The 20,829-nt window shown below is 61.4% G+C and carries 19 protein-coding genes; 12 read left to right on the plus strand and 7 right to left on the minus strand.

What is annotated here, in order from left to right:
- Window positions 1-103: 103 nt before the first annotated feature.
- Window positions 104-1,408: an ATP-binding protein gene (locus ABWL43_RS11440; RefSeq protein WP_404487722.1), complete on the minus strand. Its 1,305-nt coding sequence runs from the start codon at window positions 1,406-1,408 to the stop codon at window positions 104-106.
- A complete protein-coding gene (locus ABWL43_RS11445) occupies window positions 1,405-2,145 on the minus strand; it encodes a response regulator (protein WP_404487723.1) in 741 nt (246 codons plus the stop codon). The genes ABWL43_RS11440 and ABWL43_RS11445 overlap by 4 nt, the downstream gene beginning before the upstream one ends.
- 248 nt (window positions 2,146-2,393) lie before the next feature.
- Between ABWL43_RS11445 and ABWL43_RS11450 the strand changes: the two genes are divergently transcribed.
- From ABWL43_RS11450 to ABWL43_RS11470, 5 genes are read left to right on the plus strand one after another with little or no spacing between them, the layout of a single operon-like run.
- Window positions 2,394-3,425, plus strand: a complete 1,032-nt coding sequence (locus tag ABWL43_RS11450; RefSeq protein WP_404487725.1) for an isopenicillin N synthase family dioxygenase — start codon at window positions 2,394-2,396, stop codon at window positions 3,423-3,425.
- 13 nt (window positions 3,426-3,438) lie between these two features.
- Window positions 3,439-4,233, plus strand: coding sequence for a MetQ/NlpA family ABC transporter substrate-binding protein (locus tag ABWL43_RS11455; protein ID WP_404487726.1), 795 nt, complete (start codon window positions 3,439-3,441; stop codon window positions 4,231-4,233).
- On the plus strand, window positions 4,230-4,976 hold the full coding sequence (locus ABWL43_RS11460; RefSeq protein WP_404487727.1) for a methionine ABC transporter ATP-binding protein: 747 nt from the start codon (window positions 4,230-4,232) through the stop codon (window positions 4,974-4,976). Before ABWL43_RS11455 ends, ABWL43_RS11460 begins: the two co-directional genes overlap by 4 nt.
- A complete protein-coding gene (locus ABWL43_RS11465; protein WP_404487728.1) occupies window positions 4,973-5,641 on the plus strand; it encodes a methionine ABC transporter permease in 669 nt (222 codons plus the stop codon). The genes ABWL43_RS11460 and ABWL43_RS11465 overlap by 4 nt, the downstream gene beginning before the upstream one ends.
- A 2-nt stretch (window positions 5,642-5,643) precedes the next feature.
- Window positions 5,644-5,850 (plus strand): sigma 54-interacting transcriptional regulator, encoded by a 207-nt coding sequence (locus ABWL43_RS11470; RefSeq protein ID WP_404487730.1) that lies wholly within the window; start codon window positions 5,644-5,646, stop codon window positions 5,848-5,850.
- Here the strand turns inward: ABWL43_RS11470 and ABWL43_RS11475 are convergent.
- Window positions 5,809-7,221 (minus strand): PLP-dependent aminotransferase family protein, encoded by a 1,413-nt coding sequence (locus ABWL43_RS11475; RefSeq protein WP_404487731.1) that lies wholly within the window; start codon window positions 7,219-7,221, stop codon window positions 5,809-5,811. The genes ABWL43_RS11470 and ABWL43_RS11475 overlap by 42 nt on opposite strands.
- A gap of 136 nt (window positions 7,222-7,357) precedes the next feature.
- On the opposite strand from ABWL43_RS11475, the gene ABWL43_RS11480 reads away from it, so the two are divergent.
- The 4 genes from ABWL43_RS11480 to ABWL43_RS11495 all read left to right on the plus strand — a co-directional run bounded on the left by ABWL43_RS11480 (window position 7,358) and on the right by ABWL43_RS11495 (window position 11,253).
- Window positions 7,358-8,197, plus strand: coding sequence for a sugar phosphate isomerase/epimerase family protein (locus ABWL43_RS11480; protein ID WP_404487732.1), 840 nt, complete (start codon window positions 7,358-7,360; stop codon window positions 8,195-8,197).
- Entirely contained in the window at window positions 8,194-8,826 is a 633-nt protein-coding gene (locus ABWL43_RS11485) for a LysE family translocator (RefSeq protein ID WP_404487733.1), read from the plus strand. Before ABWL43_RS11480 ends, ABWL43_RS11485 begins: the two co-directional genes overlap by 4 nt.
- A gap of 89 nt (window positions 8,827-8,915) precedes the next feature.
- Window positions 8,916-9,974: a diguanylate cyclase gene (locus tag ABWL43_RS11490; RefSeq protein ID WP_404487734.1), complete on the plus strand. Its 1,059-nt coding sequence runs from the start codon at window positions 8,916-8,918 to the stop codon at window positions 9,972-9,974.
- A gap of 49 nt (window positions 9,975-10,023) precedes the next feature.
- Window positions 10,024-11,253, plus strand: coding sequence for a M20/M25/M40 family metallo-hydrolase (locus ABWL43_RS11495; protein WP_404487735.1), 1,230 nt, complete (start codon window positions 10,024-10,026; stop codon window positions 11,251-11,253).
- Window positions 11,254-11,675: 422 nt separating this feature from the next.
- Here ABWL43_RS11495 and ABWL43_RS11500 read toward each other — a convergent pair whose 3' ends face one another.
- From ABWL43_RS11500 to ABWL43_RS11515, 4 genes are all read right to left on the minus strand, one after another.
- On the minus strand, window positions 11,676-12,233 hold the full coding sequence (locus tag ABWL43_RS11500) for a DUF6896 domain-containing protein (RefSeq protein WP_404487736.1): 558 nt from the start codon (window positions 12,231-12,233) through the stop codon (window positions 11,676-11,678).
- A complete protein-coding gene (locus ABWL43_RS11505) occupies window positions 12,234-12,581 on the minus strand; it encodes a hypothetical protein (RefSeq protein WP_404487738.1) in 348 nt (115 codons plus the stop codon).
- Window positions 12,582-12,691: 110 nt separating this feature from the next.
- Window positions 12,692-15,775, minus strand: a complete 3,084-nt coding sequence (locus ABWL43_RS11510) for an efflux RND transporter permease subunit (protein ID WP_404487739.1) — start codon at window positions 15,773-15,775, stop codon at window positions 12,692-12,694.
- A gap of 2 nt (window positions 15,776-15,777) precedes the next feature.
- Window positions 15,778-16,884: an efflux RND transporter periplasmic adaptor subunit gene (locus ABWL43_RS11515; RefSeq protein WP_404487741.1), complete on the minus strand. Its 1,107-nt coding sequence runs from the start codon at window positions 16,882-16,884 to the stop codon at window positions 15,778-15,780.
- A 100-nt stretch (window positions 16,885-16,984) separates the two neighbouring features.
- On the opposite strand from ABWL43_RS11515, the gene ABWL43_RS11520 reads away from it, so the two are divergent.
- The 3 genes from ABWL43_RS11520 to ABWL43_RS11530 all read left to right on the plus strand — a co-directional run bounded on the left by ABWL43_RS11520 (window position 16,985) and on the right by ABWL43_RS11530 (window position 20,829).
- Window positions 16,985-18,190: a multidrug effflux MFS transporter gene (locus ABWL43_RS11520; protein ID WP_404487743.1), complete on the plus strand. Its 1,206-nt coding sequence runs from the start codon at window positions 16,985-16,987 to the stop codon at window positions 18,188-18,190.
- Window positions 18,191-18,266: 76 nt separating this feature from the next.
- Window positions 18,267-19,133 (plus strand): pirin family protein, encoded by an 867-nt coding sequence (locus tag ABWL43_RS11525; protein ID WP_404487744.1) that lies wholly within the window; start codon window positions 18,267-18,269, stop codon window positions 19,131-19,133.
- A 250-nt stretch (window positions 19,134-19,383) separates the two neighbouring features.
- Entirely contained in the window at window positions 19,384-20,829 is a 1,446-nt protein-coding gene (locus tag ABWL43_RS11530) for a mechanosensitive ion channel domain-containing protein (protein ID WP_404487746.1), read from the plus strand.

A 20,829-nucleotide genomic window follows, 5' to 3' on the forward strand; every position in this document is an offset into this window, starting at 1 on the left:
GGCGGGAGTCGGGTCTGTAAAATGCCTGTTGGTTCTAACCTAAGTATTAAAATATTGAATTATCATTCGATTTATTTATTAGCAACGTGCATTAAAAGGCGGGCTACAGGCTCAGGCGAATCTGCGCACACAGCCCACCGCCCGCGCGATTGCTCAAGGTCAGCGAGCCACCGATCGCCACCACCAACTGCTGCGCAATCGCCAGGCCCAGCCCGGTGCCGCCGGTGCCGCGATTGCGTGAGCTTTCCACCCGATAAAACGGCTGCATGACGTGCACCAGTTCGTCCTCGGCAATCCCCGGTCCGCGGTCCAATACGCTGATCGACAGCTGCCCGGTTGGCGTCGAGCCGACTGCCAGTTCTGCGCTGCCGGCGAATTTCAGCGCGTTGTCCAGCAGGTTTACCAACACTCGCCGCAAGGCGTGAGGGCGGGTGTCGAGCACCAGCGCACTTTTACCGGTGATGCTGACCTGCTTGTGCATGTCCTGATAGTCAAACACCAGGCTGTCCAGAAACGCGTCGAGGTTGATGCGATGACGGGCTTCGGTAGCGCCGTGCACGCTGCGCGCGTAGGCCACGCCTTCGCGCACCAGGTGTTCCATTTCCCCCAGGTCACTCCAGAGCTTGTCGCGGTCGGCAGAATCTTCCATGAACTCGGCGCGCAGTTTCATGCGGGTAATCGGCGTTTGCAGGTCGTGGGAAATCGCCGCAAGGATCTGCATGCGTTCCTTGAGGTATTCGGCGATGCGTTGTTGCATCTGGTTGAACGCTGCCGCTGCGTGGGCCACTTCGGTCGGGCCGTGTTCGTCCAGCGGCGTCGGATGAGCGTTCGGGTCGAGGGTTTCCACCGCGCGGGCCAGGCGCGTCAGCGGGCGAGTCGCCAGGCGCACGGCCAACCAGGTGCAGCCGAGCAACAGCGCCAATTGCAGGATCAGCACCACCGGCAACCAATAGGCCACGGGCAGGGCGGCCGGGCGTACATCGAGGGTGATCGGGTGGCCGTCGGCCAGGGTCAGGTGCGCCTGGAAGTGCTTCTGCAGGCCGGGAATGGTGCGAAAGGTCAGCGCGTATTGCTCGCCCAGCGCATCCGCAATCGAGGTGGCGGCCATCGGCATGTCGTCATTGCTCATCGGCTCACCGGTCTCGCCGGCATTGAGCAGGTAATGGTAGTTCTGGCGGTCGATACGCGGCAGCCAACTGGCGCGCTCGTTGGCGGGCAGGCGGTCGAGGATTGCCACCGAGGTCGACACGTCGTTCTCCAGGTTGCCGAGCATCGCGGTGCGCGCGCTGATATAGCGCTCGTAGAACTGCGCACTGAACGACAACCCATGGGCGCACACCAGGCTGATCAGGAAGATCAGCGACAGCTGCGACGCTAGCGTGCGCGGCCAGCCCAAGCGCCATTTCATTGCGTGGCTCCAAGGATTTCCACCGCCAGGGAAAACACATAACCCTCGCTGCGCACGGTCTTGATATACGCCGGTTCACGTGCGTCATCCAACAGGCGTTGGCGCAGGCGGCTGACCAGCAGGTCGATGGAACGGTCAAACAGATCCGCGTCACGGCCCTGGGTCAGGTTGAGCAATTGGTCGCGGTTGAGCACGCGCTGCGGGTGATCGAGGAACACCCGCAGCAGGCGGTATTCGGCGCCGCTCAAGGCCACCAGCGTGTCGTCTTCGTCGAGCAGGTGGCGGGCGGTGGTGTCCAGGCGCCAACGGCCAAAACGAATCAGCCGCCCGGTTTCACTCACCACCAGGTTCGGCGGCAGCATGCGCGTGCGCCGCAACACGGCGTTGATCCGCGCCAGCAGTTCGCGGGCGGCGAAGGGTTTGACCAGGTAATCATCAGCGCCCATTTCCAGGCCGATGATGCGGTCGGTTTCATCGTTGCGCGCGGTGAGCATCAGCACCGGCTTGGCTTTGTGCTTGTCCACCCGCAACTCGCGGCACAGCTGCAAACCGTCGTTGCCGGGCATCATGATGTCCAGCACGATCAGGTCAACCGGGGTGGTGTCGAGGAAACTGCGCATCTGGCGGCCATCGGCGACCACTGTGGTGCGCATGCCGTTTTTCTTCAGGTAATTGCCCACCAGCTCGCGGATCTCGCGGTCGTCATCGACGATCAGGATATGGTCGACATGGTCCATGCTGCGTTCCTCGTTAAATGCTCATGGGCCGCAGTCTAGCCATCGCCGCAGGGTTTGCCTTGTGCCCTTTGTATTGCAGTGTATCTGGCGATAACGAGATACACAGCGAGGCAAAAAAACCGACAGGCCAGCGTCCGGCGTCGTTCACCTGCGTGCCTAAGCTAATGCTAAAAAGGTATTTATTAAGGTTTTTTAAGATCGTTTAGCTTGGTTGCTCCAACCCAAGACGCTTATGGAGTGAGCCGCCGATGCTGCAATCAGTCACCACCTTGCCGCTGCTGGATCTGTCGCAGCTTGACGGCACGCTTCAGCAACGCGGCGAATTTCTCGATGCGTTGCGCGCTGCCGCGCGGCAGATCGGTTTTTTCTACCTGACCGGCCACGGCATCGACCCGGCGCTGCTGGCTCAGGTGCAGCAGCAGGCGCGCGCATTTTTTGCCTTGCCCGAGGCCGACAAACTGGCGGTCGGCATGCTCAACTCGCCACACTTTCGCGGCTACAACCGCGCCGCGTCGGAGATCACCCGCGGCCAGCCAGACCTGCGTGAACAGTTTGATGTCGGCGCCGAGCGCGAGCCACTGAACGCGGATCAACACCCGGCCGCGTGGGCCCGTCTGCAAGGCCCGAACCAATGGCCTGTCGCCTTGCCCGAACTCAAGCCGTTGGTACTGGCCTGGCAGCAGGCAATGACGCAAATGGCGTTGCGCTTGCTACGCGCCTTCGCCCAAGCCTTGTCGTTGCCCGAGCAGGCCTTTGACGCACTGTACGGTGACCAACCCAACGAACACATCAAGCTGATCCGCTACCCCGGCCGCCACGCGCAACAAAGTCGCCAGGGCGTGGGCGCACACAAGGACTCCGGCTTTTTGAGCTTTCTGCTGCAGGACGAGCAGTCCGGTTTGCAGGTGGAGGTGGAGGAGGGCCGCTGGATCGACGCGTCGCCGCGCCCCGACACGCTGGTGGTGAATATCGGCGAACTGCTCGAGTTGGCCAGCAACGGTTATTTGCGCGCCACCGTGCACCGCGTGGTGTCGCCGCCGGTGGGCAGCGAGCGTTTGTCCCTGGCGTTTTTTCTCGGTGCGCAGCTGGATGCGGTAGTGCCGGTGTACGACTTGGCACCCGAACTGCTGCGCGATGCCCACGGGCCGACCAGCGACCCGCGCAACCCGTTGCTGCGCGATGTCGGCTGGAATTACCTCAAGGGCCGTCTGCGCTCGCACCCGGATGTCGCCCAACGTTTCTATGCCGACGCCACACTTCCCCACGCACTGTCCGCCTGATCAGGAGATCACCATGCTGAAGACATCTGCACTTACCCTGGCGGCGTTGCTGGCCTCATTGAGCGTGTCGGCCGCCGATGCGTTGCGCGTCGCCGCCGACCCGATTCCCCATGCACAGATCCTCGAATACGTGCAGAAGCTCGACCCGAGCCTGAACTTGAAGATCATCGAGATCCCCAGCGGCGTGAACTCCAACGAGTTGCTGGCCCATGGTGATGTCGACGCCAATTACTTCCAGCACCTGCCGTTCCTCAATGCTCAGGAGCAGGCGCTCGGGCAGAAGTTCGCGGTGGCCGCTACGGTGCATATCGAACCGTTGGGCATTTACTCCCATCGCCATACCGGCTTCGCCCAGGTGCCGGACAAAGGCACGGTGGCGGTGCCGAACAACGTCACCAACCTCAGCCGCGCGCTGTACCTGTTGCAAGCCAATGGCCTGATCACGCTCAAGCCGGGTTTCAATGACGCGTCCAGGGAGCAGGCCACGCCCAAGGACATCGCCGAGAACCCCAAGCACCTGAATATTCTGGAGATCGAGTCGCCGCAAATTCCGCGCGCGCTGGACGATGTGGACCTGGCGGTGATCAATGGCAACTTCGCCCTGGAAGCCGGGTTGGTGCCGGCCAAAGACGCCTTGGGCCTGGAGAAAGCCGAGGGCAACCCTTACGCGAATATCCTGGTGACCACACCAAAACTCGCGGATGACCCGCGCATCAAGCAACTGGCCAAGGACCTGCGCTCGCCGCAGGTGGCCAAGTTCATCAGCGAAAAATACGCGGGCTCGGTGATCCCGGTGGCGGCCGAATGATCGTCGTCGAGGGCGTCAGCAAAACCTACGCCGACGGCCAGCCGGCGGCCCTGGATAACGTGTCGTTGCGGATAAACGACGGGTCGATTTTTGGCATTGTCGGCCGTAGCGGGTCGGGTAAAAGTACCTTGCTGCGCTGCCTTAACCTGTTGGAGCGGCCCACCTTCGGGCGCATCCTTTTGGACGGCCAGGACCTGACCCAACTGAGCGACAGGCAACTGCGCGAGCAACGCCAGCGCATCGGCATGATCTTCCAGGGCTTCAACCTCCTGCATTCACGCACGGTGGCGGGCAACGTCGCGGTGCCGCTGGAAATCGCCAAGGTGCCCAAGGTTGAGCGCGCGGCGCGGGTGGCCGAGTTGCTGGCGTTGGTGGGCTTGAGTGACAAGGCTGAGGCGTTCCCGTCGCAGCTCTCCGGCGGGCAGAAACAACGCGTGGGCATTGCCCGTGCATTGGCGGCGCGTCCGACGTATCTGTTGTCGGATGAGGCCACCAGCGCGCTTGACCCGCAAACCACCGCGTCGATTCTTGAGTTGTTGCGCGACATCAACCGGCAGCTGGGCGTGACCATCGTGTTGATCACCCATGAACTCGAGGTGGTCAAGGCCATCTGTGACAGCGCGGTGTCGCTGGCCGATGGACGCGTGGTGGAAAGCGGCACGCTGCTGCAGTTGCAAGCCGACCCGGCATCGCACCTGGGCCGTTCGCTGGCGCCAAGCCTGCCGGTGGTGAGGGCCGTATGAAAACCGACTGGAACGAGATTGTTCAACTGCTGCTCAACGCTACCGGCGAAACCCTGTACATGGTGCTGCTGGCGGGCATGTTCACGCTGTTGATCGGCTTGCCGCTGGGCGTGGTGCTGTTTATCAGCCGACGCAGCGGCTTGTTGCCTTTGCCACGGCTCAACCGGGCGTTGGGCGCCGTGATCAACCTGGGGCGGTCATTGCCGTTTGTGGTGATGCTGATCGCGTTGATCCCACTGACGCGCCTGATCGTCGGCACCACATTGGGCAGTACGGCGGCCGTGGTGCCGATCACGATTGGCGCTTTTCCATTTTTTGCGCGCATTGTCGAGACCGCCCTGGATGAAGTGGACAAGGGGCGCATAGAAGCCATCGTTGCCATGGGCGGTGACGTGCGTCATGTGATCCTCAAAGTGCTGCTGCCGGAAGCCTTGCCCGCGCTGGTGGCCGGGGTGACGCTGACGCTGGTGATGCTGATCGGCTTTTCCTCCATGGCTGGTGTGATCGGTGGCGGCGGGCTGGGTGACCTGGCGATTCGTTATGGTTATCAGCGTTTTAACAACCAGATCATGGTGGTCACGGTCATCGTTCTGGTGGTGCTGGTGCAGGGCGTGCAAAGCCTGGGGGATCGCTGTGTGAGGTCGCTGGCGCACCGCCGATCCTGACTTTGCCCCAGGGCGAAAAAGACCTGCGGTCGATCCGTGCCAAGGCCCTGGTGTTTTCCGAGCCGCGCTCGTTGCAACTGCTCGATTATTTGAAACGCGTCGGCCCCAGCGAAGCGCCGGTGTTGATCAATGGCGAGACCGGCACCGGCAAGTCCACCACGGCATGCTCAAGGGGCGCGCACGGCCTTGAGCAGCAGCGTCTCGAATAGCTGCTGCGCGCGTGGTTCATCACTGTGGGCGACATTAAAACGCATCGAATTGAGGTGCGCTGGGTCGTAACCGAACAAGGCGCCCGGCGCCAGAACCATGCTGTGTTTCAACGCTTGCTGGGCCAGCAGTTCGCCGTCCACTCCCTGCGGCAGCCGCGCCCAGATAAACATCCCGCCCTCGTACGCCATCGGCAGCTCGCAGCCGCAACGCTTGAGCCATTGCTCGACGCGCCCGCCGCACTCCATCAACCGTTGCACCATGCGCTTGCGGTGCTTGGCGTAGCTGCCTTCGCTGAGCATGCGATAGACCAGCTGTTCGAACAGCTCTGAGGTCACGCCGCCGCTCATCAACTTCATGTTGGTCAGGTTCGCCGCCAGTTGCGGTGCGGCCACCACATAGCTGACGCGGGTGTTGGCGCTGAGGATCTTGGAAAAACCTGACAGGTACGTGACCTGATCCAGCCCGGCGAGAGCGGCCAGGCGCGGTGGCGGGTTAGGGTGCAGGTCGCCGTAGAGGTCATCCTCGACGATATGGCAGTGGTAGTGCTGAGTCAGTTGCAGCAGGCGAAACGCCTGGCTGGGGCTGAAGGAGTGGCTGGTGGGGTTATGCAGCACGCTGGTGGTCAGGTACAGACTGGGGCGGTGTTCGGCCAGCAGCGCCTCAAGGGCAGCGAAGTCAAAGCCGTCGGGGCGGCGCTCGAGGGTCACCACTTTTACGTCGTGCAAGGCCAGGTTGGCGTGGAAGTTGAAGTAGCACGGCGCGTCCAGCAGCACGGTGTCGCCGGGGCGTGCGAGCAGGCGCATGAGCATGTCCAGGCCTTGCACGGTGTTGGGCGTGGTGATGATTTGTTCCACCGGCACTGACAGGCCTTCGCTGTGCAGTTTTTGTTGCAGCGCCTGGCGCAGCGGCAACAGCCCGGCCGGCGCGCCCAGCCCGGCGATGCGCAACGACGGCGCGCGCACCACGCTGCGCAGGGCTTGGCGGATGGCGTCGTTGTTCAGCCAGTCCTCCGGCAAGTGCCCGCTGCCGGGGCGCAGCTCGCCGCCGGCGGTGACCAAGGGACGGCGCAACACGCTGAGCAGGTCTTGGGGTAACAGGTCGACCCAGGTCATCGCGGCGGGGCGGGCGCTGTCCATCGCCACGAAGTAGCCGCGACCCTGGCTGGAGGTCAGCAGGTTGCGCCCGCGCAGGCGGTCCAGTGCTTCATTGAGGGTGAATTTGCTCACGCCCAGGGTCTGGGTCAATTCACGCACCGACGGCAATTTGCTGCCCGGCGCCCATTCACCGTGCTCGATGGCGTGGCTGAACGCGTCGACAATCTGCTGAACCTTGGGTGTGCCGTCAACAAAGGCGATGGCGGATACAAACATAAACCTTCCTGGTATTTGCCGGTGATTTTACCGGCCATTGTTACCGGTAAAGTTCGGCCGGATTAGGCCTCACTTTACCTGCCCTGTGCAAGGCTGCCGCTCTAGACTGCGGGCCATCAATGACAGGGATTACGTGATGGAAAGCCAACTGATCAACCCCGGCGCGCCGTTCTGCCTGGGGGTGGCCCAGCATAAATACCTGGGGGCCGAAAAGGGCCTGCAAAGCGCCGTTGAAGGGGGCTACAGCCACTGGTACATCGACGCCAGCCTGTTAGGTGAAAGGGTCGAGGACTGGACTGATGCGCGCATCGCCCGCCTGCAGGAAAAGATTGCGGCCAGCGGTGTTCAGCCGATATTCCACAGTAACTTCAAGGCGCCGCTGGGCAGCGATGTCGGTGCTTTTCGTGCGGCGGCGGTGGAGTACGTGGAACGAGAGGTCGACGTTGCCTGCCGTCTGGGCGCGCCGTTGATCATCCACGGCGGCTGCATCGTCGGGCCGCAAAGGGTGCTGGAGACCAGGGACATTGCCCTGGAGCATTACCTCAAATCGGTCAAGGAGCTGGCGCAATATGCCGAGGCCAAGGGGACGGATATCTACCTAGAGAGTCTGTCCAACTACGTCAACTACCGGATTTTCACCCACGAAGCGCAATTCGCCTTTGTGTTCGAGCACCTGCAAGCGCACAGCAATGTGTACTGCTTGCTTGACGCCGGCCACGCCCGCCTCGACAGCGGCTTGCCCGCGCAAGTGGTGCGCAAGTACCCCGCGCTGATCAAGGGCATTTCCTTCAGTAACCACAAGGAGGGGCACCACGCCGACAACTGCGCGTACGCCGAAGTGCTGCAGGCTATCGTCGAGACGAACTGGAAAGGCCTGGTGGCCTTTGAAACCTGTCACCACAGTGCGCAGGCCGCCCTGGCCGAGTTGGCGCGCGCCTTTGCCGTTGTTTCTTCCAATCCGGGTTTGGGCTCATGACAAGTACGTTGACGCTTTCTTCGTTTCTCTACTTTCTGCTGTTTTGCGCCACCATGACCTTCAGCCCCGGCCCGATGACCCTGCTGCTGTTGAGCCTGGGTTTGAAGGACGGCCTGCGCAGCTCGATCCCGGCGCAGATCGGCGCCAGTGTGGCGTACCTGATCTCGATCCTGATCTTTGCCGTGGGCTTTTCGGAGTTGATCAAGGGCAACCTTGCCATCACCCAGACCCTCCAGTTGGTGGGTGTGGCCTACATCCTCTACCTGGCCTACAAACAGTGGACCTGCAGCGGCGTATCGATCAACCGGGACGCTGCCGCGCAGGGCGCGCGCAGCCTGTTCGGCAAGGGCTTGCTGACCGGGTTTTCCAACCCCAAGACCCTCATCATGTTCAGCGCCGTGTTCCCACAGTTTGCCGGGGCGGGAGGGCACAGCCGCGCGGCAGATATCGCCATCCTCGGGCTTACCTTTTTGTCGTTGCAGTTTGCCAGCGGCTGCCTGTATTGCTATTTCGGCCAGCGCATCAAGCACGTGCTGGAAAACCCCAGGCGACGGGCGTTGCTGCAACGGGTCACGGCAGTGCTGCTGCTGGGTGTGGCGCTGATGCTGGCGCGCGGTTTTTCGCACTGAGGGGCGCTACCCGCAGGCTTATGAGCGGTAGTGGCGATTTGACGTCGCCCTGATAGACTCCAGGCATTCATCCAGGATCACATCAAGCCATGTCAACCGCCGGAGGAAATGGACTTCCGCTCGCTTCACGGTTGTATAAATCGCGCATGCTGGGGCTGACGCTCGGCTTTGTGTGCGTGGTGTTTGGCATGTTTCCCCTGCATCCCCCGCCTTGGGTGTGGGCGTGGATGCTGATCAACGCCTTTGTCTGGCCGCACATGGCCTATCTGTGGTCGCGCCGCGCCAGCAACTCACTGCGCAGCGAGCGCCGTAACCTGCTGTTTGATTCCTTTTGCGGCGGGTTCTGGGTCGGTGCCATGCACTTCAACCCGCTGCCCAGTGTCACCACGCTGTCGATGATGACCATGAACAACGTCGCCATTGGCGGGCCGCGCTTTATGCTGGCGGGCTGGGTGGCGCAGGCCTTGGGTGTCGGCGCGTCGTTGCTGGTGTTCGCCCCGGCGTTCATCGCCGTCACCACTGAAACCCAGCTTTACGCCTGCTTGCCGATTCTGATGGTGTACCCGCTGGCCCTGGGCTGGATCTGCTATCGCCAGGCCGTGACCCTCGCCCGGCACAAACGCGAGTTGCTGGCGCTGAGCCGCACCGACAGCCTGTCCGGCCTGCTAAACCACGGTGCCTGGAAGGACCACCTGGAGATCGAGTTTCAACGCTGCCGCACAGAGCAGGTGGGCGCCGCCATTGCGCTGATCGACATCGACCATTTCAAGACTATCAACGACACCTACGGCCACGTCACCGGCGATATCGTGCTGCGCCAACTGAGCAAAGTGCTGCGACAGAACCTGCGCACCGCCGACCTTGCCGGGCGCTATGGCGGCGATGAGTTCTGCGTGATCCTGCCGGACATGCCCCTGCACCGCGCCACCGAAGTAATGGACGCCTTGCGCGATCGCTTCAACGCCTTGGCGTACACCCAAGACCCGACACTGCGCGCCAGCTTGAGCATTGGCCTGGCGCCGTATCAACCTGCGCATGCGGATTCGACCAGTTGGCTCAACGACGCCGACCAGGCGTTGTATGAAGCCAAGAGCAGCGGGCGCAACCGTGTGAGTTCAGTGCAAGGGAGTTGGTTGCGATCGGTCTAGTGGGGTAGGGTGGCGGCGCACCTCTCAACAAAAAAACAAGGATCGGTCCATGCTCTTCACCTTCTCCCGTACCCTCCTGGCCGCGACCCTGGCCTTGTCCTTCGCTGCGCCGGTCTACAGTGCCGAACCCCATAAACAGATCCAGGCCGGCGCCGAACAGTACAAGGCCCCCGCCCTGAAACTGCTCGAGCGCCTGGTGAATATCGATTCGGGCTCCGGCTACGAGCCCGGCCTGACCCAAGTGCGCGACATCGCCGTAGACGAATTGAAGCAGCTTGGTTTCAACATCGAGCTGGTGCCGGACAAAGCCGCCAACAACAGCCATGTGATCGCCACCCTCAAAGGCACCGGCAAAGCCAAGATTTTGCTGATGGCCCACATGGACACGGTATTCAAGGAAGGCTCAGCCGCCGAACGCCCGTTCCACATAAAGGACGGCCGCGCCTATGGCCCCGGCGTGATGGATGACAAGGGCGGCATCGTCGCTGGCATCTATGCGCTGAAGGTGCTCAAAGACCAGGGCTTCAAGGACTACGCACAAATCACCTTCCTGCTCGACGCCAGCGAAGAAACCGGCTCTGACGCCGCCTCCGAACTGATCCGCACCACCGCCAAAAGCCACGACGTCACCCTCAACCTCGAGCCCGGCCGCCCAGCCGACGGCCTAGTGGTATGGCGCAAAGGCAGCGCCACCGCCGTGGTCGAAGTCAAAGGCAAAGCCGCCCACGCCGGCGTCGCCCCGGAACTGGGCCGCAACGCCGCGATGGAGGCGGCGCACCAGATCCTGCAACTGGGCAAACTGGGCGACGAAGAGAAGAAAACCACCATCAACTTCACCGTGCTCAAGGCCGGCGACCGCGTCAACGTCATCCCCGACCAAGCGACGGCCAAGGCGGACGTACGTGCGGCATTGCCGGAAGAGTTCGACCGGATCGAGAAGGACCTGGCCCGTGTTTCGGCGAATAAGTTGATTCCGGACACCGAAGTCAAAACCAGTTTGCTGCGCGGTTTACCGCCAATGCCGCAGACGCCGGAGTCGGACAAGTTGGTCGCAATCGCCCAAGGGATTTACGGGGAGTTGGGGCGTAAGTTGACCATCGAAGGCAGCGGCGGGGCAGCGGATGCCAGCTTATCTGCCGGGGTTGGCACGCCGACGTTGGATGGGTTCGGGATTGTCGGTGGCAACATCCATACCCCAGAGGAATATGCAGAAGTGGAGAGTGTAGCGCCGCGAATTTACTTGCTTAGCCGGATGATTATGGAGCTATCGAAGCGGTGACCGGGGCGCCGGGTTCACTCATTTTTTGAGGGTGAACCTGGGTATCGGGTGAGTAGGTTTGTTGTGATGAACCGGCTTATTGTGATGAGCAGGCTTATTGTGATGAGAAGGCTTATTGTGGCGAGCAGGCTTGCCCTGCGTTGGGCTGCGCAGCAGGCCCGAAACTGGCGACGCGGATCTGGCTGTAGAACCGCGTCGCCCTTGTTGGAGCTGCTGCTGCTGCTGCGCTGCGCAACACAACGCGAGCAAGCTCGCTCGCCACAGGTAAAGATCGAATAGTCTATTTAGAGGTAGTCTTTCAACACTTTTCAAGGCTGTATAAAGTATAAATTAGATGTGGACGCTTCGATTTTTTTGGCTTTTCCCTCTTTTAGGTACTCAGTGAATTCGCGTTCCAAGAATTCTTTATTGGTATATTTTTTTTATTTGTGTGGCAACTCGCACGCGTACATGTACAGTCGCCATGCGTCGAAGCCGTCGACTCTTCCGTCAGGGCCATAATCAAAGTCGATACATATTTCGGATAAGTAAACACAGCAACCAATTCCATGTAGTTCGTAGGTTACGCCGGCGGTGACTGGCCCTCGCTGGGGGATTTTTTTAGAGCGCCATAGACCCAGGATATTTTTGACTCCGAATGAGTCCTCAAGTAGAGCTGTTGCGCTTTTCACTCGCGCTAGATAATCGTTGATCAAATTTTCTATGGAGTGAGTCTTTATTGTTCTTGATCGAATCAATCTGCGGGGTCCTATTATTATAGTTTGATTTTTATGGGTTTGGAGGAAATGATAGATTTGAAAAATAAATGTCACCCTCAAAAGAAATGCATGCGATCCAATCAGATTATCGCTGTAGAAAGTATGTGTGCTGCGAGGCTGTCGAAGTATAGGTAATGTTAGGGGCAGGTCTTTAATGGTCTTGTATTGTTTTTTCAGAGGCCGCTTCTCTCTTATAGTGTTTAAGTCGTTCGAGTAGGGCATTCATGGGAGTCGATGGTTTGCAACACCACTGGCGTGTTGCCGAGGGGTACAAATCGGGAATCCATGGAACATGTGCACCAGAGTCAGGGTGCCGTCTTGCGTGCAGGCCGCAACGGCCGAGCTGGGCAGGATGGAGCGGTTGATCGGCGCGACGAGTGCCGCCTCATCCCCGACTTTGAATACCTGATCGACATCCAGTGCCGAAAAGCTGACATAGCTTTCGACCCAGAGCTCGTAGGTATTGAGGCAGCGTTTGAAATTGCTGAGAACGGATTCGACGTCTCGCGTCTCGGAATCCATCACGGCCAGTACCAGAAGGCCAATGTGTTGGCGGGTGGCGGCGATCAAAAGACAGCCCCAATAACCGGGGCTTTAACGAAAAAAACCATCAGCAATCCCTCGCACTGTGTGATCAGGCGAAGGACTTTGCCGAGGTTTTCAGGTGGTATCTGTAGAGCTTATCCGGGTGTTGCGTGGGAGGTTTCGGTAGTCCTTGTCCTCTCTCGCCCAAGCACCAGACTGCACAGCGCCGGCAGGAACAACAGCGTCAACACCGTACCCACCAGTACCCCGCCAATCAGCACATAAGCCAGGGACGACCAGAACACCGACAGCGTCAGCGGGATAAATGCCAGGGCCGCCGCCAGTGCCGTCAAAATCACCGGTCTTGCGCGGCGCACGGTGGCTTCGATAATCGCTTCGTGAATCGCCATACCGTGCTCCTGGTTCTGGCGGATCTGGTCGGTAAAGATCAGCGTGTTGCGCATCAGGATGCCGCCAATCCCGATCAGGCCCAGAATCGCGTTAAACCCGAATGGCTGGTTGAACAGCAATAAGGTCGGCACCGCGCCGATCAGGCCCAGGGGCGCGGTGGCGAAGACCATGAACATTACGCCGAACGAGCGCACCTGGAACATGATCACGGTGAGGGTCAGCAGGATCATGATCGGGAACAGTGCGGCCAGCGCGACATTGGCCTTGGCGCTTTCTTCCACCGGGCCGCCGATATCGATCTGGTAACCGGCCGGCAGCTTTGCGATCAGCGGTTGCAGGTCTTTGTACACGGCCATTTCCACGTCGGGCGGTTGTACGCCGTCGATGATGTCGGCGCGCACTTCCACGGTGCTTGCGCGGTTGCGGCGCTTGAGGATCGGCTCTTCCATAACCGCCTGAAAATGCCCGACCTGAGCCAGCGGCACCGAGGTGCCAGCGCTGTTGGTCAGGGTCATATTGTTGAGATTGCCGAGGTCTTCGCGCTGGTTGCCCTGAGCGCGAGCGACCACGGAGACGGTGCGATTGCCTTCGCGCACTTCAGTGATCGAGTTGCCGCTGAGCAGGGCATTGAGCTGCGATTTGACCTCGTTAGGCGTGAAACCCAGCAGGCGCAGGCGGTCCTGATCCAGCACCAGGCGATAGCCGCTGGTGCGCTCGCCCCAATCGAGAAAGGCGTCCTTGGTCAGCGTGTTGGCGGCGACAATGCGACGCACATCTTCGGACACCCCGCGCAGCACATCCACATTTGGCCCGGACACACGAAACACCACGGGAAACGGCACGGGCGGGCCGAACAGCAATTGCGTGACACGCACGCGCGCAGCCGGGAATTCACCGGCCGCTATGCGCTCACGCATGCGCAGCTTCAGCGCATCGCGGGCATGCGAGTCCGGGGTTTGCACAATCAGCTTGGCAAACGCCGGGTCGGGCAACTCGGGGTTCAGCGACAGGAAAAAGCGTGGCGCGCCGCCGCCCACGTAGGTGTCGACCAGGCTGGTCTGTGGCTCTTGCAGCAGGGCTTTCTCCAGCTGCGCCGCCACCGCCTCGGTGCTTTTGAACGCGCTGCCGGGCGGCATGTACACCTCAAGGATCAGTTCGGAACGATCGGAATTGGGGAAGAACTGCTTCTTCACCACGCCCATCCCTAAACCGCACAGCACAAAGGCCGCCACCACCAAGCCAGTTACCCACCAGCGCCTGCGCACACAGGCTTGGACGACATTCCGCAGTTTCTGGTAGTAACGGCCGGCGTAAATGGCGTCGTGGCCGCCCGGCACCGGTTTGATCTGCGGCAGCAATTTCACGCCCAGGTACGGTGTGAACACCACCGCCACCAGCCAGGACGAAATCAGCGCAAAGCCGACGATCCAGAAGATATTGCCGGCATATTCCCCGGCGCCCGAGCGCGCAAAACCCACCGGCAGAAAGCCGATGATTGTCACCAGCGTGCCGGTCAGCATCGGCGCGGCGGTGGAGCTCCAGGCAAAGGTGGCGGCGTGAATCCGGTCGAAGCCTTCCTCCAGTTTCACCACCATCATCTCGATGGCGATAATCGCGTCGTCCACCAGCAAACCCAGGGAAATAATCAGCGCGCCCAGGGTAATACGGTCGAATTCACGCCCGGTCAGCAGCATGATCACAAACACCACGGACAAGGTCAGCGGCACTGCGGCGGCCACCACCAGGCCCACGCGAAAGCCCAGCGCCAGCAGGCTGATGACCATCACCACGGCCAGGGCGACGAAGAATTTGAGCATGAATTCATTCACGGCCAGGCTGATGTTTTTTGCCTGGTCGGAGACCTTGGCGAAGTTCACGCCCAGCGGCAGATCGGCCTGAATGTTGGCTTCCTGGGCCTTGAGGCTTTTGTCCAGCTCCAGGCCGTTCCAGTGCTTTTCCATGATCACGCCGAGCATCAGCGCCGGGTCGCCCTGATGGCGAATCCGGTAGCTGGGCGGGTCTTCATAGCCACGGCTGACGGTGGCCACATCGGCAATGCGCAGCACGCGACCGTTGACTTCCAGCGGCACGTTTTCGATCAGCGCGAGGCTGTCGAAGGCGCCGTCGATACGGATATAGGCGCGGGCGCCGGCGGTTTCGACGAAGCCCGATGGCGCTACCGCGTTCTGCGCGGCGAGGGCGGCGAAGATCTGATCGGGCTTGATGCCCAGGGTAGCCAGGCGCTCGTAGGAAAACTCGACAAAGATCCGCTGGGCCTGCTCGCCGAGGATGTTGACCTTTTTCACGCCCGGCAGGTTGAGCAAGCCCTGGCGCAGTTCTTCGGCCATTTGCACTTGCTGGCGATGTGGCAGGTGCTCGGCTTCCAGTGCGTAAAGGGCGAAATACACGTCGGAATATTCATCGTTGAAGAACGGCCCGATTACGCCTTTGGGGAGTTTCGCCGCTTCATCGCTGAGTTTTTTGCGGGTCTGGTAGAACAAGTCCTGGATTTCACTGGGGCGCGTGGACTCTTTGTAGGTCATGCGCATCGACACAAAACCCGGTTGGGCGATGGTCTCGACCCGGTCGTAGTAGTCCAGTTCCTGCAGACGCTTTTCCAGGCGGTCGGCGACTTGCTCCTGCATTTCCTGGGCGGTTGCGCCGGGCCAGGCGGCGGTGATGGTCATGACCTTGACGGTAAATGAAGGGTCTTCGGCGCGCCCCAGTTGGCCGAATGAGAAGATGCCGGCGGCGAGGATCGCGATGATCAGAAACAGCGTGACTGCGCGGTGTTTCACCGCCAGTTCGGAGAGGTTGATGCCGCGCATGCTCAGTGGTCCTGTTTGCGATTGAGGGCCAGTGCTTGGGCGGGCAGCAGGCGCACCGCGTCACCGCTGTGCAGCAAGTGCGCGCCCAGGGCAACGATGGTCTGGCCGGGTGTGAGGCCGCTGTCGAGCAGGGCGTCTTCCTGGCCGAGACTGGCGACCTTGACGGGCGCGAAGCTGACGGTGTCATCAGCACCAATCAGCCACACGCCGGTGCCTTGCCCGGCGTCCTGCAACGCGCCGATGGGCACGCGGGTTTGCTGGGCCTGGCCATCGCCTTGCAGGCGGACGGTGATGGTCGAGCCAAGGGCGAAACGGTCAACGGCGCCGTGCAATACGTAGCGCGCGCGGTAGGTGCGGGTGGTCGGGTCGGCGCTGGCGGACAGCTCGCGCAGGGTGGCAGTCACGGCCTGGTCCGGCGCGCCGAAGGGGAACGCCAAGGCTTTTTGTGAGGCTTGGTCGCGTTGGTTTTCCGGCAGGTTGACGATGGCTTCGCGAGCGCCGTCATGGGCCAGGCGCGTGACGATTTGCCCTTCGGCGACGACTTGGCCGCGGTCTACGCGCACGTCGGTGATGATGCCGTCGCCGTCAGCCTTGAGCACCGAGTAGGTGCGGCGATTTTCGATCTGGCTGGCGTCCGATTGCGCCGAAGCCAGCTCAGCTTCGGCGACGCGCAGGTTGGTCGCCGACTGGTCGAAAATCTGCCGCGACACGGCGCCGGTGCTGGCCAGGCGCTGGTAGCGGTTTTCATCATCGCGGCGCTGGCGCACTTGCGCCTGGGCCGCGTTCACGCGGTTCTTGGCCGAGCGCAGGGCCAGCTCGAAGTCGCCGATGTCCAGCACCAGCAAGGTATCGCCACGGGAAACATGCTGGCCGGGGTCGACCTTGCGGTCTATGACCTTGCCACTGACCCTGAAGCCCAGGTCGCTTTCTGTGCGCGCAGCCACCACGCCGGTGTAGGCGCTTTGCTGGGTGCCGGCGGCTTCGACTTTGGCCGCAAGCACGGGGCGGGGCGGCGGCACTTCGGCGGCGGTGTCGGCCTTGCTGTTGCAGCCGCCGAGGAGGATCAACAGGGCTAAAGGCGTGAGAAGACGCAGGGGAAGAGGGGTCATGACGGGCTCCGGGATAACCAGTGAATAAAAAATTATGGACATAATTTTTTACGCATATTATGGTCGAAATATAAATTAATCCAGCCCCCGGATACTCCTCATGGCAAACGCCCCGGCCCCCTCGCGAAGCTTGTTGTTTTTACTGGTGGCCCTTACGGCGCTGGGTGAAGTGTCGACTCAATTGATCATCCCAGGCCTTGGCGCCATCGAGCAGGCGCTGGCGGCGCCAGCCGGTTCGGCGCTGATGGCGTTGTCGGCGTTTGTAGCTGCATTCGGCCTCGGGCAATTGCTGTTCGGGCCGTTGTCGGACCGGATCGGCCGTCGTCCGGTGCTGATCGGCGGCCTGGCGCTGTATGTGCTGGCGACCTTGGCGATGCTGCTGGTCAACGACATCGGCCAATTCATTGCCGCCCGCGTGTTGCAAGGTCTCGGCGCCTGCGCCGCGTTGGTGTTGGCGCGCACCGTGGTGCGTGACGTGTGGCAAGCCGAAGCCGGGCCGGCCCTGGCGCTGACCATGATCGGCATGCTCTACGCCATTGTCGTCGCGCCAATGATCGGCGGGCTGCTGATCAAGCTGCTGGGCTGGCACGCGCCAATTGTTTTGGCCCTGATCATCGGCAGTGTGGTGCTGGTGTTGGCTGTGCTGTTCTTTCGCGAGAGCAACCACTGCCTCGATCCCACGGCCGGCCATTGGCGTACCCTCGGCGGGCAATACCTGGATTTGCTCAAGGGCCGTCAATACCGGGCGTACGCCGTGGCATTGGCGTGCACCTATGGTGCGATGTTCTCGGTGATTGCGGGTTCGTCGGCAGTGTTTATCAACCTGCTGGGTTTCAGCAGCCTTGAGTACGGCATCAATTTTGGTGTGATTGTGTCGATGCTGATCGTCGGTTCCACCTACACCCGGCGCAACATCATGCGCCTGGGGCCGCAGCGGATTGTGGCGATGGGCGTGACACTGGTGGCCATCGGCGGCCTATCGGCGGTGCTGATTTACGAGCTGTTCGGCCTGTCGGTGCTGGGCCTGGACCTTCCGGTGGCACTGGTGACCCTGGGCGGTGGCCTGGTGCTCCCCGGCTCGGTCACGGGCGCGGTAATGCCCAACGCGCACCGTGCGGGCCTAGCCGCTGGGCTGATGGGGTTTTCGCAGATGTTTGGCGCGACCTGCAGCGGCCTGTTGCTGAGCCATTTGCGCGATGGCAGTGCCACGCCGATGATCGTCATTGAGGCCAGCTTTGCGGTGTTGGCGTTTGTCGCGTTCCACCTGCTGCGCCAACGTCCGGTCAAGGGACTGTCCTATACGTAGGACGATCAGGGCTGCTTTTGCCGGCTAGTGTTCAGAAGGCGACGGACTTATGGTGTAGGCACTTTGGAGGTACACCATGAAAAAAATCATCGGCATCTACACCAGCCCCCGCGCCCATTGGGTCGGTGACGGCTTTCCGGTGCGCACGCTGTTTTCCTACGACGCGATGGGCAAGCACATCAGCCCATTCCTGTTGCTGGACCACGCCGGCCCCGCCGATTTCAGCCCCACCGAACAACGACGCGGTGTAGGCCAACACCCGCATCGCGGCTTTGAAACCGTGACCATCGTGTATGACGGCGAAGTCGAGCACCGTGATTCCACCGGCGCCGGCGGCACGATCGGTCCCGGCGATGTGCAGTGGATGACCGCCGCGCGAGGCATCATTCATGAAGAATTCCATTCCGAAGCCTTTGCCCGCAGCGGCGGGGCGCTGGAAATGGTGCAGCTGTGGGTCAACTTGCCGGCCAAGGACAAAATGGCCGATGCCGGTTACCAGACCATCGTCGACGGCGACATTCCGGTGCTGCCGTTGGCCAACGACGCCGGGCAATTGCGCCTGATCGCCGGTGAATTTTCCGGTACTCAAGGGCCGGCGCGTACGTTCACGCCGATAGACGTGTGGGACTTGCGGCTCAACGCCGGTAAAGCGGTCACGCTGGACCTGCACGCCGGGCGCAATACTGCGCTGGTGATCCTGCGTGGCACCGTGCTGATCAATGGCGAGGAAGTGGCACGCCAGGGGCAACTGGCGTTGTTCGAACGCGACGGTGATCAACTCACCCTGGAGTCCAATGATGACGCCAAGGTGTTGCTGCTCAGCGGTGAACCGATCGATGAACCCATCGTCGGCCATGGCCCGTTCGTGATGAACACCGAGCAGGAAATCCACCAGGCATTTGCCGACTACCAGTCCGGTCGTTTCGGGCAAATGCACGCCTGACTGCACACCGCAAACCCTGTGGGAGCTGGCTTGCTGTGGCAAGCCAACTTGCCCCGCGTTGGGGCGCGAAGCCGCCCCAAAACCAGTCACCGCGTTTTTTCCAGCTGAATTGAGTCGTCAGGTTTCGGGGCCGCTTCGCGCCCCAACGCGGGGCAAGCCCGCTCGCCACAGCAAGCCTTTGCCAATACATTTTGTTTGCTGCCTTCCCGATTCATGCGATCTTCTGAGCATTCGCCCTGGAGTCGCCTGGATGCCCTCATTTATCGCTGATCACCCAATGTTGTGCGCCGTGGCGCTGATCTTTATCGACGTTGCCGTGTGGCGGCTTATTTCCGTCAACCTCGCCAACTGGAAGCTGGCGGCGCGGTTGGCAATCTTTGCCGTGTACAGCGCCGTGCTGTTCAACGACGGCATGAACCCCATGCAACTCGCACCCTATACCGACAACACCGCCTTGCACCTGGCGGCTACTGCCTTGCAGATCGGCTGGTGGCTGTTCGCCGCACGGACCCTGACGGTATTGCTCGGTGCGGTGATGATGCAACGGGTCGGCCATGGCGGGCGCTTGCTGCAGGATCTGATGGGCGCGGTGATTTTCCTGATTGCGATCATCGCCGCCATGGCCTACGTGCTCGACCTGCCGGTCAAGGGCGTACTCGCCACTTCCGGCGCGGTGGCGATCATCGTCGGCCTGGCATTGCAAAGCACCTTGAGCGACGTGTTTTCCGGGATCGTGCTCAACACCACCAAGCCGTATCAGCTGGATGACTGGATCTCCATCGACGGCACCGAAGGCCGCGTCACCGATATCGACTGGCGTGCCACACGCCTGCAAACCTCTCAGGGCAGCATGGCGGTGATCCCCAATTCCCTGGCGGCCAAGGCCAAGATCATCAACTTCTCACGCCCCGCCGACATGTTTGGCCTGGCCGTCAGCCTGCAAGTCAGCCCTCATGCGCGCCCGCAAATCGTGATCGAGGCGCTCGAGCGCGCCATGCAAGGGTGCCGGCCGCTGCTGGCCAACCCCGCGCCAAGCGTGGCGTTCAAGACCTCCGCCAGTGGCGGCGTCGAGTACGAAATCAGCGGCTTTGTGCCGGCCATGACCCTCAAGCGCGAAGTGCGCAACCAGCTTTACGATTTGGCTTTCAGGCACCTGCAGGCGGCGGGTGTGGGGTTGCTGTCCGCCACCGAAAGCGGCGCGCCGCCGGCGTTGTCCGGCGCACGCGCGTTGCTGGAGCGTTCGTCGATTTTCTCCACGCTGCGCCAGGAGGAGAAGGACACCTTCAGCCAGAACATGACGCTGCACACCTATCGCGCTGGCGAGATGATCCTGCCGGCGGGGGAGGTCAGCGATCATTTGTTTATCGTCGAGTCCGGCGTGGTCTCGGTGATGCTGATCAAGGGCGGTCACAAATTCGAAGCCGGGCGCATGGGGCCGGGCGAAGTGATTGGCGAGGCGGGGATTCTGTCCGACCAGGCGACGCTGGCGGACTTTTCCGCCAAGACTTTCTGCACCCTGTACCGCATCGAGAAGGAATACCTCAAACCCTGCCTGGACGCGCGGCATGACATCAGCGAAGCGATGAAGGCGCTGCTGGATTTTCGCGTGCACGCAGCGCAGGCCATGACCCAGGAAGCGCCGGTGGTGCCGGTCAAAAAAGGCTTTTTGCAGTGGTTGCGCAATCGCGGCTTGTAA

The organism is Pseudomonas sp. HT11 (genome assembly GCF_044875395.1).
Taxonomy (GTDB): Bacteria; Pseudomonadota; Gammaproteobacteria; order Pseudomonadales; family Pseudomonadaceae; genus Aquipseudomonas.